This window comes from Hathewaya limosa (assembly GCF_030815255.1).
GTDB classification, from domain to species: domain Bacteria; phylum Bacillota; class Clostridia; order Clostridiales; family Clostridiaceae; genus Hathewaya; species Hathewaya limosa.
Genome location: NZ_JAUSWN010000016.1, coordinates 44,529 through 62,042, shown reverse-complemented (window position 1 = coordinate 62,042; position 17,514 = coordinate 44,529). Strand labels below are relative to the sequence as shown.

The 17,514-nt window shown below is 32.0% G+C and carries 19 protein-coding genes; all 19 read left to right on the top strand.

Annotated elements, in window-relative coordinates; genetic code table 11:
* Window positions 1-198: 198 nt before the first annotated feature.
* The 19 genes from QOZ93_RS09920 to QOZ93_RS09830 all read left to right on the top strand — a co-directional run bounded on the left by QOZ93_RS09920 (window position 199) and on the right by QOZ93_RS09830 (window position 17,481).
* Window positions 199-1,341 carry a 1-propanol dehydrogenase PduQ gene (locus QOZ93_RS09920; RefSeq protein ID WP_307356127.1) on the top strand — a complete coding sequence of 381 codons (1,143 nt, stop codon included), beginning with the start codon at window positions 199-201 and terminating at the stop codon, window positions 1,339-1,341.
* A 502-nt stretch (window positions 1,342-1,843) separates the two neighbouring features.
* Window positions 1,844-2,719, top strand: a complete 876-nt coding sequence (locus QOZ93_RS09915) for a MerR family transcriptional regulator (RefSeq protein WP_307356126.1) — start codon at window positions 1,844-1,846, stop codon at window positions 2,717-2,719.
* A gap of 753 nt (window positions 2,720-3,472) precedes the next feature.
* Window positions 3,473-4,567, top strand: a complete 1,095-nt coding sequence (locus QOZ93_RS09910; RefSeq protein ID WP_307356125.1) for a hypothetical protein — start codon at window positions 3,473-3,475, stop codon at window positions 4,565-4,567.
* Entirely contained in the window at window positions 4,568-4,834 is a 267-nt protein-coding gene (locus QOZ93_RS09905) for a hypothetical protein (protein WP_307356124.1), read from the top strand.
* 53 nt (window positions 4,835-4,887) lie between these two features.
* Window positions 4,888-5,184, top strand: a complete 297-nt coding sequence (locus tag QOZ93_RS09900; RefSeq protein ID WP_111943283.1) for a BMC domain-containing protein — start codon at window positions 4,888-4,890, stop codon at window positions 5,182-5,184.
* A gap of 22 nt (window positions 5,185-5,206) precedes the next feature.
* Window positions 5,207-5,515: a BMC domain-containing protein gene (locus QOZ93_RS09895; RefSeq protein WP_307356123.1), complete on the top strand. Its 309-nt coding sequence runs from the start codon at window positions 5,207-5,209 to the stop codon at window positions 5,513-5,515.
* A gap of 41 nt (window positions 5,516-5,556) precedes the next feature.
* Window positions 5,557-7,050 (top strand): aldehyde dehydrogenase family protein, encoded by a 1,494-nt coding sequence (locus QOZ93_RS09890; protein ID WP_307356140.1) that lies wholly within the window; start codon window positions 5,557-5,559, stop codon window positions 7,048-7,050.
* Window positions 7,051-7,099: 49 nt separating this feature from the next.
* Complete coding sequence (cutC, locus tag QOZ93_RS09885; protein WP_307356122.1) at window positions 7,100-9,655, top strand: choline trimethylamine-lyase; 2,556 nt, start codon at window positions 7,100-7,102, stop codon at window positions 9,653-9,655.
* Between the two features lie 126 nt (window positions 9,656-9,781).
* Window positions 9,782-10,735, top strand: a complete 954-nt coding sequence (cutD, locus tag QOZ93_RS09880; RefSeq protein WP_307356121.1) for a choline TMA-lyase-activating enzyme — start codon at window positions 9,782-9,784, stop codon at window positions 10,733-10,735.
* 39 nt (window positions 10,736-10,774) lie between these two features.
* On the top strand, window positions 10,775-11,128 hold the full coding sequence (locus tag QOZ93_RS09875; RefSeq protein ID WP_111943275.1) for a BMC domain-containing protein: 354 nt from the start codon (window positions 10,775-10,777) through the stop codon (window positions 11,126-11,128).
* Complete coding sequence (locus tag QOZ93_RS09870) at window positions 11,125-11,571, top strand: EutP/PduV family microcompartment system protein (RefSeq protein ID WP_307356120.1); 447 nt, start codon at window positions 11,125-11,127, stop codon at window positions 11,569-11,571. The genes QOZ93_RS09875 and QOZ93_RS09870 overlap by 4 nt, the downstream gene beginning before the upstream one ends.
* Window positions 11,572-11,577: 6 nt before the next feature.
* Window positions 11,578-12,321: a cobalamin adenosyltransferase gene (locus tag QOZ93_RS09865; RefSeq protein WP_307356118.1), complete on the top strand. Its 744-nt coding sequence runs from the start codon at window positions 11,578-11,580 to the stop codon at window positions 12,319-12,321.
* The gene (eutJ, locus tag QOZ93_RS09860) at window positions 12,303-13,151 is read left to right on the top strand and encodes an ethanolamine utilization protein EutJ (RefSeq protein WP_307356117.1); all 849 of its coding nucleotides are present in this window, start codon (window positions 12,303-12,305) and stop codon (window positions 13,149-13,151) included. Before QOZ93_RS09865 ends, eutJ begins: the two co-directional genes overlap by 19 nt.
* A 15-nt stretch (window positions 13,152-13,166) precedes the next feature.
* Window positions 13,167-13,469 carry a BMC domain-containing protein gene (locus tag QOZ93_RS09855; protein WP_111943267.1) on the top strand — a complete coding sequence of 101 codons (303 nt, stop codon included), beginning with the start codon at window positions 13,167-13,169 and terminating at the stop codon, window positions 13,467-13,469.
* Window positions 13,466-13,729 (top strand): EutN/CcmL family microcompartment protein, encoded by a 264-nt coding sequence (locus tag QOZ93_RS09850; RefSeq protein ID WP_111943265.1) that lies wholly within the window; start codon window positions 13,466-13,468, stop codon window positions 13,727-13,729. Before QOZ93_RS09855 ends, QOZ93_RS09850 begins: the two co-directional genes overlap by 4 nt.
* A gap of 78 nt (window positions 13,730-13,807) precedes the next feature.
* Window positions 13,808-14,470 (top strand): cupin domain-containing protein, encoded by a 663-nt coding sequence (locus QOZ93_RS09845; RefSeq protein ID WP_307356116.1) that lies wholly within the window; start codon window positions 13,808-13,810, stop codon window positions 14,468-14,470.
* A 20-nt stretch (window positions 14,471-14,490) separates the two neighbouring features.
* Window positions 14,491-15,210, top strand: a complete 720-nt coding sequence (locus QOZ93_RS09840; RefSeq protein ID WP_307356115.1) for a BMC domain-containing protein — start codon at window positions 14,491-14,493, stop codon at window positions 15,208-15,210.
* A 34-nt stretch (window positions 15,211-15,244) separates the two neighbouring features.
* Window positions 15,245-16,831, top strand: coding sequence for an acetaldehyde dehydrogenase (acetylating) (locus tag QOZ93_RS09835; protein WP_307356113.1), 1,587 nt, complete (start codon window positions 15,245-15,247; stop codon window positions 16,829-16,831).
* Entirely contained in the window at window positions 16,831-17,481 is a 651-nt protein-coding gene (locus tag QOZ93_RS09830) for a phosphate propanoyltransferase (protein WP_307356112.1), read from the top strand. Before QOZ93_RS09835 ends, QOZ93_RS09830 begins: the two co-directional genes overlap by 1 nt.
* The last annotated feature ends 33 nt before the right edge of the window (window positions 17,482-17,514 follow it).

Sequence of the window (17,514 nt, the reverse complement as noted above, 5' to 3'; positions counted from 1 at the left end):
TAGTCCCTTAATACCATTGTCGACATGGTTTGACACAAATCTATTGTATTCTTCATATAATATGATATAATAAGTTGAAAATAATTTATTATAAAAAGTTTAGATTGTTATAATTGTGTGTTGATTTTATATTTAAGTGACAGAATACCTTATTCATTCATAATCTTAGTATTCTTAAAGAATAGGAGAAATTATATTATGAAAGAATTTAGTCTTAATACAAAAGTTTGTTTTGGAGAAGGTTCCTTAGATAAACTATGTGAAATTAAAAATAAAAGAGTATTAATTGTATGTGATAAGTTTATGGAAACTTCAGGTGTAGCTGCAAGATTACAACAAAAACTTGAGGGTTGTGAAGTAGCTATATATAGTGGTATTCAGCCTGATCCATCTGTAGAAATTATTGCAAGTGGTATTCAAAAGTTACAAAGTTGTGATGCACAGGTTATAATAGCTCTTGGTGGAGGTTCTGCAATTGATGGAGCTAAAGCTATAAGAGAATATGCTAAAAAAATTAATGGTGGAGTTTCTACTATAGAAGATTTTTATGCTATTCCTACAACTAGCGGTACAGGTTCAGAAGTAACTGAATATGCTGTAATTACAAATAAACAAGAGGGATTAAAATATGCCCTTACAGATAAATCACTTCTTCCTACAGTTGCTATTCTTGATCCAGAATTAGTAAAGTCTGTACCTAAAGCTATAACTGCTGATACAGGAATGGATGTAATTACACATGCATTAGAAGCTTATGTATCAAAAAATGCTACTGATTTTACAGATGCACTTGCAGAAAAGGCTCTTACTTTAGCTTTTAGATTTTTACCACAAGCTTATGAAGATGGTAATAATTTAGTAGCAAGAGAAAAACTTCATAATGCATCATGTCTTGCAGGTATGGCATTTAATGCAGCAGGTTTAGGAATTACTCACAGTTTAGCTCATGCGGTAGGTGGAAAATTACATATTGCTCATGGAAGAAGTAATGCAATAATACTTCCACATGTAATCGAATATAATGCTAATTTAAGTAAAGAAGTTTTTAATGCTGAATACGGTATAGCAGCTAAGAAATATCAAAGAATTGCTAAATTATTAAATTTACATGCTCCAAATGCAAATATTGGTGTAAACAATTTAATTAAAACTATTGTGAAACTTCAAAAAGATTTAATGATTCCTGTTACATTTAGAGAACAAGGTGCTGATATGGACGTGGCTGAAGCAGCAAAAGAAGAAATTATAAGTGCAGCTCTTAAAGATGTTTGTACAACAGCGAATCCTAGAGAGACTTCAAGAGAAGAATTATTAGAAATTTTAAATAAAGTTTTAGGATAGAATAGTATTTTATACCACTCTTTCTGAGTGGTATTTATGTATAGCTTTGGAAAGAATACAAAAAGTGAATAAAAAATTTTTTATTCACTTTTTGCAATTAATACATAATAAATATAATGTTTTTAATAATATATATTAAGAACTTATTAAGGGCTTTTTCAGTAGGGTTTGTTTTTTATATAAGTTAAATTACATATAAAAATAAAGAACTTTACATACTGGAGAAGTTTCTTTTTTATATAAATGATATAATATGAAATTTAACAGTGCATAATAATAGTATTTAAGTTATTTAATTAAATTATATATAATTCTTTATTTAAATGAGTATTTTAAGCAATTTATATAATATTTAATGCTAAATTTTCGTAAATATTACTATACATATATAAGAACTATAAAACAATTTTTGAAACATAAATATCTAATGTTGCATTATAAAATAATGTATTTCCGTTACTTTTAACTGAGTTGAGATAGGATAAAGAGAAGGAGAGTTTATATGAAAGATGAACTATATTCAATAGGAAAAGTTGGAGAAATATGTAAAATAACAAAAAAAGCATTAAGATACTATGACAAAATGAACATATTATCACCTGATAAAGTGTCTGATGAAAATGGTTATAGATATTATAGTAAAGATACTTTATTATTGGTACCTATAATAAAATATTATAAGCAAAGTGGATTTAAGCTTGAAGAAATGAAATCATTTTTGGAAGGGGCAAGCTACGAAGTTTTTCATGAGAGTTTTAGAAATAAAATTGATGAATTAAAGGAACTTGAAAAAGAGATAGATTTAAAAATAAGATCGGTTAAAGATTGGTATGACCTTATATTAGAAGCGCAAATGGTGATCGAAAATAATATTTGTGATGTAACTGTAAAGTATATAGATAACCGCACATTGGTGTTTTTAGATCAAGACTTCCAATATGATTATATGGATTCAGTAATTAATATAGAATTTACAAATTACATATTTAGCATAAGTAATGCTATAATTGGACCTGTAATAATAGGTTTTCCATCCTGTAAAGATAAAATGAATGGAACATGTAACAAAGCTAGAATAATGCAAGAGACAATTACAAAGTGTAAAGAGGAATTAAGTACAGAATTTGGAGGATGGATGGCAGCAACTTGTTATCATATAGGTTCACATGAAACAATTAATGAAACGTATAAAAAAATAGAAGAGTGGACCAATAAACATGGTTATGTCTGTTCAAAGGAATGTTATGAAAGATATGTAACAGATTATTGGACTACTAAGAATACAGATAAATTTGTTACTGAAGTTATAGTTAAGATTAACAAAAAAAATGTTTATAAAAAAAATGTCTATAATAAGAAAGCTAAGTTTAATACTTAGCTTTCTTATTATATGATTTTAATGTAAAATGAAACCTTAATTGGTGTTAAATGTTAGAATAATTTAATTATTTTTAAACAATCTAATAATTATATGAAATTTATATGATAAATAGTAAACTTTTTCAACCATTAATGACAATAATATCTAAAAAATGGATTTATAAATAAGTAAAAAAAGAGAAAAATAATAAAAACATTACTCTAAGGGTAAAGTAGTATTGCATTACAGTATTATTTTCGTTAAAAAAAATGCAATATAGTTAAAGAAAAATTAAATTGAATACACTATTAATACTATAAAATTGCTATATATATCCAGAAACCCTATATGTTCAGTATATTCAAGAAACTCTTGATTACTAGATAAATAAAGATTTAATGCGGATTTATAAATTTAAAGTATAACTATGGTATTAAATTTTAAAACATTTTAGTAAATACATCTTGACCCTACCCTATAGGGAAAGGAATATAATTTAATTAAGATTAAAACAACTACGAGATAGAGAATGAACAGGTATTCAATAATTTAAATATATAGTAAACCAACTTATAACAATCTTAACTTATGCTTATTATAAATTTTTATTCATAATATTTTTGAATTAAAGACAAGGTCCATCTGCAATGCAGGTGGTTATATCCCAAAGTAATGTATTAATGTACATCATATTAAAAAGTTTATACCTAAATAAGATAAAAAGTATAAATGGGTATTATTAATTTTCTAAAAGAAAGGAGTTTTATTTTTATGAATGGAGATTCAAAAAAAGTAAGCTTAGAAGCAGTTGTTGCAAAGAAGAAATTAACAAGTGATTTCTTCAAAAAAGGTATATCATTAGCTTTATTTTCAGGACTTGCGTATGGATTATATACAGCATTCCTAACAATGGGTATGACTAAAGGAGTTTGGGGTGACTGGTATGGTAAAAATACAGCCGGTTTATCAGCATTCGTTGTAGCTTATTTACTTGCAGCTCTTGGTAATGCAATAAATGATACATGTAGTGCAGTTTGGGCTCTTTTATATGCAATGGTTAAAGGTAAGTTTAGAGACTTTTTAAGATGTATTAATACAAAACCAGGAAGAATAATGATAGTTGCAGCGCTTATAGGGGGACCTGTTGCAGGTACTGCTTATGTTGTAGCTCTTCAAATGGCCGGTTCAATAGTTGTTCCGATTTCAGCTCTTTGTCCTGCTATAGCCGCAATATTAGGTAAGATATTATATAAACAAGAATTAAATAAACGTATGGCATTTGGAATTTTAATATGTGTATGTGCTAGCTTTTTAATTGGTAGTACAGGTTTTGCTGGAGCAGTTTCATCAAAAACTTTACTTGGACTTTTAATAGCTGTTATTGCAGCTCTTGGTTGGGGATTTGAAGGCTGTGTAGCTGGATATGGTTCAGCAATGATCGATCCAGAAATCGGTATTTGTATTCGTCAAGTAACATCAGGTATATCAAATTTATTTATATTAGTTCCAGTATTTTCAGTAATAGCTGGCGGAGTTAATATTTCAGTTGATCTTGCTGTACAAGCATTTACAAGTGGTCCAGCAATGATTTGGTTTGTTTTAAGTGGTCTTTTATCATTTATGACATTTATGTCTTGGTATGCTGCAAACAGTATGTGTGGAGCAGGACTTGGAACTGCATGTAATGGTACATATTCATTCTTCGGACCATTATTCTGTCTATTAGTATTAGGTGTATATGGCGGAATGGATGGATGGTCATTACCAGTTATCGCTTGGGTTGGAGCAGTAGTAATGATGATTGGTATTCTTACAATTTCTATGAATCCACTTGATTTATTTAGAAAAAAGAAGGAGGAAGTATAAATGAAACCTCTTAATTATGCAATTTTAAAATATTTTACTAAAGTAGATGAAGCATGTGCTGATGATGTTATAGAAGCATTAAAAGGTGAATATGGAAACTTTAAAGCACTTAAAAAGAAAGCTGTAATTAATGCTTTATTAACAGCAGAAGCAAATGGTCTTATAGAAGAAACAAGATTTGATTTAGATACAAATAGAGAACTAAGGGTTTATTATCATGCACATGCAGAGGGTGCAGCTACAATTAATAAATATATCCCAGATTAATTAAAAATTAATAAATATATTTGATTAAGAGAAAAAGGGAGGAGGAAATAAAAATGAGATATTATGGAGAAGAGGCTTTAGGACTTATAGAAACAGTAGGATTAGCGCCAGCACTTGAGGCAGCTGATAAAATGCTTAAAGCAGCTAACGTAGAGTTAATTTCTTATGAAAATATTGGTTCAACTCTTGTAACTATTATGGTAAAAGGAGATGTTGGAGCAGTAAAATCAGCAGTAGAAGCAGGAGCTAAGGCTGCAGCGGCTATTGGGACTTTAACAGCTCATAATGTTATGCCACGTCCTATTAGAGAAGTAGGGGATATCGTTTCAGTACACGATATAGACGCATAAGAGGGAAAGGAGATATAGATTTATGGCAAGATATAAAGCTTTAGGAATGGTTGAAACTTTTGGCCTAGTTTTTGCACTAGAAGCAGCGGATGCTATGTGTAAATCAGCAGATGTTGAATTAATAGGTTATGAGAACGTTGCATCAGGTTATATATCTGTACTTGTACGTGGTGACGTTGGTGCTTGTAAGACGGCAGTTGAAGCTGGTATTGCAGCAGTTAATGCAATGGAAGGCGGAAATCTTTATAGCTCAGTAGTTATTCCAAGTCCACATGAACATCTTGAGAAAATAATTCAACGTTATTCAATTAAAGAGTTTGCAACAGAATAAAAAAATGAATTTTTTTAAGAAAAGGAGAGAGAAAAATGAATATTAATATTATTGATAACGATTTACTCTCCATGCAAGAAGCTAGGATCCTTGTTGAAAATGCTCGCGAGGCACAAAAAAAATTAGCAACTTTTCCACAGGAAAAGCTTGATGAAATAGTTGAGCGTATGACTGAAGAAGTTGAAAAACATTTAAAAGAACTTGCAAGAATGTCTAATGAAGAAACTGAATATGGAAAGTGGGAAGATAAATATATCAAAAACCACTTTATATGCAAATACCTAAAAAACAGACTTAAAGGCATGAGATGTGTAGGTATTATCAATGAAGATAAAATAAATAGGACAAAAGACGTTGGAGTACCAATGGGGGTCATAATAGGCTTTTGCCCATCAACTAGTCCTGTATCTACTACAATATATAATGCTTTAATAGCAATTAAATCAGGAAATGCAATTATATTTTCACCTCATCCAAGAGCTAAAGATGTAATTTGCAAGACGATTGATATTTTAATTAGGGCTGCTGAGGGAGTAGGACTTCCAGAAGGAGCGCTTACATATTTGCATACAGTAACTACAAGTGGTTCATTAGAACTTATGAATCATAAAGATACTGCTCTTATAATAAATACAGGAGTTCCAGAAATGCTTGATGCAGCTTATAAATCTGGTAAGCCAGTAATTTATGGCGGCAATGGAAATGGTCCAGCATTCATAGAACGTACTGCTGACATACCACAAGCTGTTAAAGATATTATCAATAGCAAAAGTTTTGATTATGGAGTTGTTTCTGCAGCTGAACAATCAATTGTTGTTGATAGTTGTATAGCAGCAGAGGTAAAACAAGAGTTCCTTAAAAATGGTGGATACTTTATGACAGAAGAAGAATCTGAAAATTTAGGTTCAATTCTTTTCAATAAAGATGGAAGTTATGATTTGGAGATGATCGGTAAATCAGCTCAATTCTTAGCTAAGAAAGCTGGGTTTAGTGTATCAGACAATGTAAAAGTACTTATTTCTAATCAACGCTTTGCGTCTAAAAAGAATCCTTATTCTAGAGAAAAGCTTTCCCCTGTTTTAGCTTTTTATATAGAGGATGATTGGATGCATGCTTGTGAAAAATGTATAGAATTATTACTTACAGAGAGATATGGACATACACTTGTTATACATTCTAAAGATGAAGCGGTTATTGAACAATTTATACTAAAGAAACCAGTTGGTAGAGTACTTGTTAATACAGCAGGAACTTTTGGAAGTATGGGAGGAACTACAAATTTATTTCCTTCAATGACCTTAGGAAGCGGTTCTGCAGGTCAAGGAATGACTTCTGATAACGTTTCACCAATGAACTTAGTATATATACGTAAAGTAGGATATGGAGTTAGAAGCGTAGATGAAATCACTAGTATAGTAGAGAGTAAGGAATACTATAATTCTACAACTTTAAGTGATATATCAGAAGCAAAAGAAATAGATAGTTATAAATTATTAGAGAGTATTTTAAAAAAGGTATTAAAGAATATAAAATAAAAAATCATATTTAATATATGAAATATTTTGAAGAATGTGAGGGAGTAAAGTGGATATAAATAACTTTTCAAATACATTTGCAGCTAAATTTATGGAAGCTACTAAAAACATGTCTGAAGAAGAACGTGAAGGTTTAATGAAGATGTTTGCTAAAGTTTCTACAGACATAATGAAAGAAGAAACTCAACCTAGCAATGTTGCATGTGATAATAACAATGGTGAAATTCCAGAAGGAATGACAGAGCGTTTAGTTAAGTTAAAGCAAAACTACTTAAAGCATGTTCCATCAATCACAACTCATAGAGCAAGAGCTATTACTGAAATAGCTAAACAAAATCCAGGTATGCCTAAGTCAGTTTTACGTGGTAAATGTTTCAAGCACTGCTGTGAAACTGCACCATTAGTAATCCAAGATCATGAGCTTATCGTTGGTGCACCAAACGGAAAACCACGTGCAGGAGCATTTTCTCCTGATATAGCTTGGAGATGGATGGAAGAAGAAATTGATACAATATCAACTCGTGCACAAGATCCATTCTATATTTCTGAAGAAGATAAGAAGATCATGCGTGAAGAGTTATTCCCATTCTGGAAAGGTCAATCAGTTGATGAATACTGTGAGAGCCAATATCGTGAAGCTGGAGTATGGGAACTTTCAGGAGAATCTTTCGTTTCAGATTGTTCATACCACGCAACAAATGGTGGAGGAGACTCTAACCCAGGATATGATGTTATCCTAATGAAAAAAGGTATGCTTGACATAAAAAGAGAAGCAGAAGAAAAATTAACTGAACTTGATTATGAAAGACCAGAAGATATTGAAAAAATATACTTCTATAAGTCATTAATCGATACTGCTGAAGGTGTTATGATATATGCTAAACGTATGTCAGATTATGCTGCAGAACTTGCTGCAAAAGAAACTAACCCTAAGCGTAAAGCAGAACTTTTAAAGATTTCTGAAGTAAACGCTAGAGTTCCAGCACATAAGCCAAGCAATTTCTGGGAAGCAATTCAAGCAGTTTGGACTATAGAATCATTACTTGTAGTTGAAGAAAACCAAACAGGTATGTCTATAGGACGTGTTGACCAATATATGTACCCATTCTACAAAGCTGATGTTGAAGCAGGTCGTATGACTGATTGTGAAGCATTTGAATTAGCAGGTTGTATGCTTATAAAAATGTCTGAAATGATGTGGTTAACAAGTGAAGGAGCTTCTAAGTTCTTCGCAGGTTATCAGCCATTCGTAAACATGTGTTTAGGTGGTGTAACTAGAGAAGGTCGTGATGCTACAAACGAATTAACATACTTATTAATGGATGCTGTTCGTCACGTTAAAATCTATCAACCATCTTTAGCATGTCGTATCCACAAAGGATCACCACAAAAATATCTTAAGAAGATAGTTGACGTTATTCGTGCAGGTATGGGATTCCCAGCATGTCACTTTGACGATGTTCATATAAAAATGATGTTAGCTAAAGGATGTTCTATAGAAGACGCAAGAGATTACTGCTTAATGGGATGCGTTGAGCCTCAAAAAGCAGGAAGATTATATCAATGGACTTCTACAGGATATACTCAATGGCCTATATGTATAGAGCTTGTTCTTAACCATGGTGTACCATTATGGTATGGTAAGCAAGTATGTCCAGACTTAGGAGATTTAAGTCAATTTAAAACTTTTGAACAGTTCGATGCAGCTGTTAAAGAGCAAATTAAATACATCACTAAATGGACAAGTGTTGCTACAGTAATTTCTCAACGTGTTCATAAAGATCTTGCACCAAAGCCACTTATGTCTATGATGTATGAAGGATGTATGGAAAAAGGTAGAGGCGTAGAAGCAGGCGGAGCTATGTATAACTTCGGACCTGGAGTAGTATGGAGTGGTCTTGCTACTTATACAGACTCTATGGCAGCTATAAAGAAATTAGTATTCGATGAGAAGAAATACACTTTACAAGAAATGAACGAAGCTTTAAAAGCTGATTTCGTTGGATATGAGCAATTAAGAAAAGATTGTTTAGATGCACCTAAATACGGTAACGATGATGACTATGCAGATTTAATTGCTGCTGACTTAATTCACTTTACTGAAGGCGAGCACCGTAAATATAAGACATTATATTCAGTACTTAGCCATGGTACATTATCAATCTCAAATAACACTCCATTTGGACAAATAACTGGTGCTTCTGCAAACGGACGTAGAGCATGGTTACCTTTATCAGATGGTATCAGTCCAACACAAGGAGCAGACTTTAAAGGACCTACTTCTATAATAAAATCTGTTTCTAAAATGTGTTGTGAAGACATGAACATAGGTATGGTTCATAACTTCAAGTTAGTAGCTGGTCTTCTTGATACACCAGAAGGTGAACAAGGACTTATTACATTACTACGTAGTGCATGTGCTCTTCAACTTGGAGAAATGCAATTTAACTACTTAGATAACAAGACATTAATTGAAGCACAAAAACACCCAGAGCAATATCGTGATTTAATTGTTCGTGTTGCTGGATACAGTGCATTCTTCGTTGAGTTATGTAAGGATGTTCAGGATGAAATCATCAGTAGAACAGTACTTAATCACTTTTAATTAAGAAAAATTAGATAGAATAGATACCTTAAATTAGTATAAAATTTGCAGTCTACAGCAGTGTTCTGTAGACTGCAGATTATAAAATATTAAGATTTAAGGTAAATAAAACTGGAGAATGAAAATATGAGTAATGGAAATTTAGGTATACTTGAACGAAAAGCTACGATTTTTAACATACAAAAATATAACATGTATGATGGTGATGGAATAAGAACTTTAGTATTCTTTCAAGGATGCCCTTTAAGATGTAAATGGTGTGCAAATCCTGAAGGAATGGTTAGAAAACCAAGAGTTATGTTTAAAAGAAATATGTGTGTTGATTGTGGAGCTTGTGTTTCCGTTTGTCCTGTTGGAATACATACTATATCTAATGAAACTTTAAAACATGAAGTTAATCGTAATATCGATTGTATTGGATGTGGTAAGTGTAAAGAGGCCTGTCTTAAATCTGCTTTATCAATAGTTGGAGAAGTAAAAACTATATCTGAACTTCTAGAGATTGTAGAAGAAGATAGAACTTTTTATGAAATGTCTGGTGGTGGAGTTACATTAGGCGGTGGTGAAGTTTTAATGCAACCTGAAGCAGCATGTAGTTTATTAATGGCATGTAAGCAAGAAGGTATAAACACTGCTATTGAAACTTGTGGTTATACTAAACTAGAAACAATACTTAAGGTTGCAGAGTTCACAGACTTATTCCTATTTGATGTTAAACATATTGATTCCCAAACACACTTTGAGTTAACAGGTGTAAGAAACGAACAAATTTTAGAAAATCTTCAAGAATTACTTCGTAGAAAATACAATGTAAAGATTCGTATGCCTCTACTTAAAGGTATAAACGATTCACAAGATGAAATAGAAAAGACTATGGAATTTTTAGTACCATATAAGGATTACAAAAACTTTAAAGGTATTGATTTACTTCCATATCATAAAATGGGTGTAAATAAATACAACCAATTAGGAATGGAATATCCTATAGAGGGTGATCCAAGCTTAAAGAGTGAAGATTTAGATAGAATAGAAGGATGGATTAAGAAATACGATTTAGATGTAAAGGTAATCCGTCACTAAATAATTTTTAAATAAATAATAAGATGGAAGGTAAGGGTTATGGGGGATTTTTTTGATAAAGATATACAGCGTGTTATACAAGAAACAGTACCAGGAAAGCAAATTACTATAGCTCATATCATTGCATCACCAATGTCTGATATATATGATCGTCTTGGAATTGATGAAAAAGGGGCAATAGGTATATTAACTCTTTCTCCTTTTGAAACTGCTATTATTGCGGCAGACATTGCTACCAAGGCTTCTAATGTTGAAATTGGATTTCTTGATCGTTTTACAGGTTCTGTTGTAATAAATGGTGATGTTCAGAGTGTTGAAACAGCAATTGTTGCAGTAAATGATACGCTAAGCAAGATGCTTGGATTTACTCCAGCTCCCATTACAAGAACATGAGAAAAAAGCGCATAATGGTAATAGGTCCTTCAAGGTCTGGTAAAACCACAATAGTCAATGCATTAAACGATTATGATGGTCCTTTAAAGCGGACACAAGACATAAGATATGGTAAAAATACCATTGATGTTCCAGGCCCTTATATAGAAAATGCATGGATGTATAAGCATATAATTGCTACAGCACAAAATGCATCTTATGTACTTATACTGGTTGACCAGTCTAATTGTACTGAGATATACTCTCCTGGATTTGCAAAGTCTTTTAAATGCCCGGTAATTGGGGTTATAACTAAATGTGACTTAATGCCTGAGAATGAAAAGAAATGTTTAACACAGTTAAAGAACATAGGGGTATCAGAGCCATATTTTCATATTAGTTTTCCAATGGCAAAAGGATTTGATGCTTTAAAAAAGTATTTATTTAAAAAGGATGAGGAGTAAAGGTCAATGATTAAATTTATTACCGAAAAGTATTTGAGGGATGTATATAGAGAAGAACCTTTTGAAGTCTACACATTAAAACAAGGACAGCGTCTTACCCCTGGAGCAGCTGAGTATTTGTCTGACAAGAGAATAAAAATTACTAGAGAAGATACTGAATCATCAATAGTAAATAAAAAGGTTTCTCAAAATAAAGAGACACAAATAATACAAGAAACGCCTAAAGAAGTAGTAAAAGAGGAAGTAGTAAAAGAAATAGTAAAAGAAGTAAAAAGCAGTAGTTTTAATTTAAATAAGAGACTTTCTTATAAATTAAAGTCTATAGAAGCAGCATTTCTTATTACTAGTAGTGAAATCTTAAAAGAAGACATCATTATATCACAACATATTATAAGTTTAAAGAGAAAAATATCTAATGTCAGAAATGTTATAGACGGTAATGGGATTCTTGAACCTATTTATTGTAAAGAATGTACGGGAATGGATTCTTTAAATTTCAGAGATGATCTTGATGATTGTTTCGAAATAACAGAATTTCATATGCAACTAGAAAAAAGTAATGCGATCTTAAAAATGAATGCACTTCGTTGTTCATTAAGAGAATTAGAGTTTGAAATAATTGACACATATCAAAGTGATGATGAGAACTTAAAAAACAGAATTATGGGTAATATTAATTCAATAATTAATTCATTATCTCAATTAATTTGTTTAGCAGTAGGAGGAAAAGAATGTCAAAAAAGAATGTAACTTTTGAATATTGCGATAAGATGGTTCAAAAATTTGAAGAAGTTATAAAAAAGCCGATCGTAAAAAAATCTTCTGTTTATTATACAGGGGTGGATTTAGGTACTGCTTGTGTAGTATTAGCTGTTTTAGATGAAAACTATAAGCCGGTTGCTGGTGCATATAGATATGCCGATGTAGTTCGTGACGGTATGGTTGTTGACTATATTGGAGCTATAAGAATTGTTAGGGAACTTAAGCAGGAAATTGAAGAAAAATTAAATACAGAATTACTTTATGCCGCTGCTGCAATTCCACCAGGAACAGATGCATTAGATTCTGGAGCAATTAAGAACGTTGTTCAAGCAGCAGGATTTGAATTGACATGTCTTTTAGATGAACCTACCGCTGCAAATAATGTACTTAAAATTAATAATGGTGCAGTTGTAGATATTGGTGGTGGAACAACTGGAATATCTGTTTTAGAAGATGGGAAGGTTGTTTCAGTTGTAGATGAACCTACAGGTGGTACTCATTTTTCATTAGTTCTTTCAGGAGCTTATAATATGCCTTTTAAAGAAGCAGATGAATTTAAAAGAGATAGTAAAAATCATAAAGAAATTTTACCAGTATTAAAGCCAGTAGTTGAGAAGGTTTCATCAATCATTAATAAACATATTAAAGATTACGATGTTAAAGAAATTTCTTTAGTAGGTGGTACTTGTTGTTTAAAAGGAATTGAAGAAATTGTTCAAAAACAAACAGGAGTATACACTCACAAACCTAAAAATCCTATGTTTGTTACACCACTTGGAATAGCATTAAGCTGTACACAAGATATTATAGATGAATAAGGAGAATGATTAGAATTGGATTTTAGAATTATAAAGTCACCTTCTAATAATACTAAAGAGATTCTCAAAAGACGAATGGGTGTAAATTCTAAATGTGATTTAGAAAGTGTTGATGCAATAGGACTTGTTCAAGGTAAACTTATAGATATGATTTATGCTGCAGATATTGCAGAGAAAGCATTTGGGGTTACCGTTGAAGATATTAAAGGGACATGTCCTCAACATATGGTTTTACTTGGTATTTTTGGTGATACGTCATCAGTTCAAGCAGCATTAGATGAAATTAAACTAAAAATGAAAGAGGTAAAAGCAATATGATAGCAGCAAAACTTGTTAATAATATATGGTCGACTAAGAAAGTAGATTCTCTTAACGGACTAAAGTTCATGCTTGCCGAAGAAATTGGTGGGAAATATTTAGGTCGTAGAATGATTGTTGTTGATATTATAGGTGCAGGTATTGGCGATAGAGTTATTGTTAGTACTGGATCATCTGCTCGTAAAATGTTAGGTGGTATAGATATTCCTGTAGATGCAGTTGTAGTCGGAATAATCGATGACGATTGCAATTTTGGTTAGAATACAATCTTTCTTAAAATAATTAAAGTATTTTAGGATTTTTTATAGATGCAGTATTACTTGAAAGGATGTGACAACATGAGAAAATTAATTTGTGCAAAAGACATTGAGGCATTAATCTTAAATGAAAAAAAGGTTCTTTACATAGATGGTAGTGAAATCATTACACCATCAGCAAAGGAACTTGCAGTAAATAATGGAATAGTTTTCACAAGTGAGGCTCCAGCTCCTAAAGTAGAACCTTCAATAGGAAACAAAATGCCAAGCATAGATGGATTTGACACTGAAACATTAGTTAAGTTCTTTAAGGCAATGATGGATAAAGGATTTTTACAAGAAATGCTTCAATATTTACAACAAAGTAAACTTCCATTTACAGCTGAATGTGATGATAGTGGACTTAAAGTTGTTAGAGGAAGTTCAGTAAAGATGGATGTATTTGATACTGGTAATCCAGATGCAAAGGTACAATTCCAAGAGTTAGTAAACAAAGAAGAATCAAAGATGAGTGCTGGATTTTTAATTATTGAAGATTCAAAATTCGAATGGGAATTAACTTATGAGGAAATTGACTATGTTATTGAAGGAACTTTAACAGTTGAAATCAATGGCAAGACTTATACAGCTTATCCTGGAGATGTATTATTTGTACCATCAGGTTCTAAAGTTGTTTGGGGTTCTCCAGATAAGGCTAGAGTATTCTATACAACATATCCAGCAAATTGGGCGGATCTTTTATAGAAGATTAGGAGGATTAACCTATGCAAGCGCTTGGTTTAATAGAAACAAAAGGATTGCTTGCAGCCGTTGAAGCAGCCGATACAATGGTAAAATCAGCGGATGTAAGTATTCTTGAAAAAACTTATGTAGGTGGCGGGTTAGTTACTATTTCAGTTACTGGAGATGTAGGTGCAGTAAAAGCTGCTGTAGAATCAGGAGTAGCAGCTATAAGAAAACTAGATGAAAGTCTTTTAATTTCAGAACATGTAATTCCATCTCTTCATAAGGAAGTGGAAAGCATAATTGGACCTAAGAATCCTAATCCACCAGAAACTTTAGAAGATCCATCATCTAATGAGGATGAAGCTATAGAAGATGCAGAAAATGTAGAAGATATAGTAGAAATAGATAATCTAGAAGATACAACAGATATAGAAGTTGTAGAAGAATTAGATAATCTAAAAGATTCGGAAGATGTCAATGAAGATAATATAGAAGAATCAAAATCCAATGTATTAGATGTGGATGTAGATAAACTACACAAGTCAAAATTAGAAAACTTACACAAAGAAGATGTAGATAATTTAGTACACGAAAATGGTATGGAAAAAGCTATTTCACTATTATCTAATCTAAAAGTGGTTAAACTTAGAAATCTAGCTCGTGAGTATGAGGATTTTGTAATTAAAGGCAGAGCAATTTCAAAAGCCGGTAAAAAATTACTAATTTCAAAATTCAAATTATATTACGAGAAAAATTAGATATTGTAAGATTTACGAAAGGAAGTAAAGGAATATGGAAAACTTTGATAAAGATTTACGTTCAATACAACAAGCAAGAGAGCTTGCTAGACGTGGAAAAATAGCAACTGATAAAATAGCTACTTTTACAGAAGAACAAATTGATAAAATTTTACGTAACATGGTAAGAGTTGCAGAAGAAAATGCTGCTTGTTTAGCACAAATGGCAGTTGAGGAAACAGGATTTGGTAAAGTTGAAGATAAAACTTTCAAAAATCACTTAGCAGCTACTGTACTATATGATTCAATTAAAGATATGAAGACTATAGGTATAATTAATGAAGATAAAGAAAATAGAACTATAGAAGTTGCTGATCCAGTTGGTTTAGTTATGGGTATAGTACCTTCAACAAACCCAACATCTACTGCAATTTTCAAATCTATGATTGCAATTAAATCACGTAATGCAATAGTATTCGCACCACATCCATCAGCTGCAAAATGTACAGTTAAAGCAGTTGAATTAATGAGAGATGCAGCTATTGAAGCTGGTGCACCAGAAGATGTTATTAGTACTATAACACTTTCAACAATTCAAGCTACAAATGAATTAATGAAGAGCCCAGAAGTTGCTATAATAATAGCTACAGGTGGTCCAGGAATGGTTAAAGCTGCATATAGTTCAGGAAAACCAGCTATCGGTGTTGGTGCAGGAAACTCTCCAGCATACATAGAAAGAACTGCTGATGTAAAGCAAGCTGTAACAAACATTATGGCAAGTAAAACTTTTGACAATGGTACAATCTGTGCTTCAGAACAATCAATTATTTGTGAAGAGTGCAATTATGATGCTGTTGTTAATGAGTTACAAAAACAAGGCGGATATTTCATGACTGAAGAAGAAACTAACAAAGTTTGTAGTTTATTATTCAAAAATGGACACGCTATGAACGCTAAATTTGTTGGAAGAAGCGCACAAGTTATTGCAACTGCTGCTGGTTTCTCAGTTCCACAAGGTACTAAAGTACTTATTGGAAAACAAAATGGTGTAGGTGATGGTTACCCATTATCTTATGAAAAACTTACAACAGTTCTTGCATTCTATACAGTAAAAGATTGCAAAGAAGCAAGTGAGTTAAGTGTTCAATTACTTCAAAACGGAATTGGTCATACAATGAGTTTACATACTGAAGATAGAAATGTAGTTATGGAGTTTGCTAAGATGCCAGCTTCTCGTATACTTGTTAACACTGGTGGAACTCAAGGTGGAACAGGTGCAAGCACAGGTCTTGCTCCAGCATTTACTCTAGGCTGTGGTACATGGGGCGGAAGTTCAGTATCTGAGAACGTTACTCCAGAACACCTTATAAATAAAAAGAAAGTTGCTTATGGTATAAAAGATTGTGCAACATTAGCATCTAATGATCCAACTTTCAATTGTATAAAAACTGCTCCAAATTGTCACGGAGCTCAAAATCAGTTTATGAGCATGAGCCCAGCTGAAATTGCAGCTGCTGCACAAGCTTTAAATAAATCTAACAATTGTTGTACTGAAAACACTTGTACTGAAGAAAATCCAGACAATGAACAGCTTTTAAGCCTAGTTAACCAAATAGTTGCTGCTATGAAGGGGGCAAACTAATGGAAAATTACGAAGAGGTTTTAAAGCTTCTACTAGAAGCTGTTAAATGTAAAGAAGCAAGTAATACATGTGAAAAAGATTCATCTGGTATTCCAGTAGGAATTTCTAATAGACATGTACACCTTTCAGAAAGAGATGTAGAAATTCTTTTTGGTCAAGGTTATCAACTTTCAAAACTTAAAGATTTATCTCAACCAGGACAATATGCTTGTAATGAAATTCTAACAATTTGTGGACCAAAAGGTGCAATTGAAAGAGTTAGAGTTTTAGGACCAGCAAGAAGTAAAACTCAGGTAGAGGTAATGGTTGGAGATTGCATTAAACTTGGTGCAATGCCACATGTAAAATTATCTGGAGATTTATGCAGAACACCTGGAGTAACATTAGTTGGTCCAAAAGGATCTGTTCAAATCGAAGAAGGATTAATAGTTGCTCAAAGACATATTCATATGACACCAGAAGATGCTAAAAACTTAGGTGTACATGATGGAGAAGTAGTATCAATAAAAGTTGAAGACTTAAGAGGCGGAATATACAACAATGTAGTTGTTAGAGCTAATGATACTTCAAAACTTGAATGCCATCTTGATATTGAAGAAGCTAATGCAATGTGCATTAACCCAAAAACAAAAGTAATTATAGTAAAATAAAAAAATTAAGTTTATAAATAAAAATTTTAATAT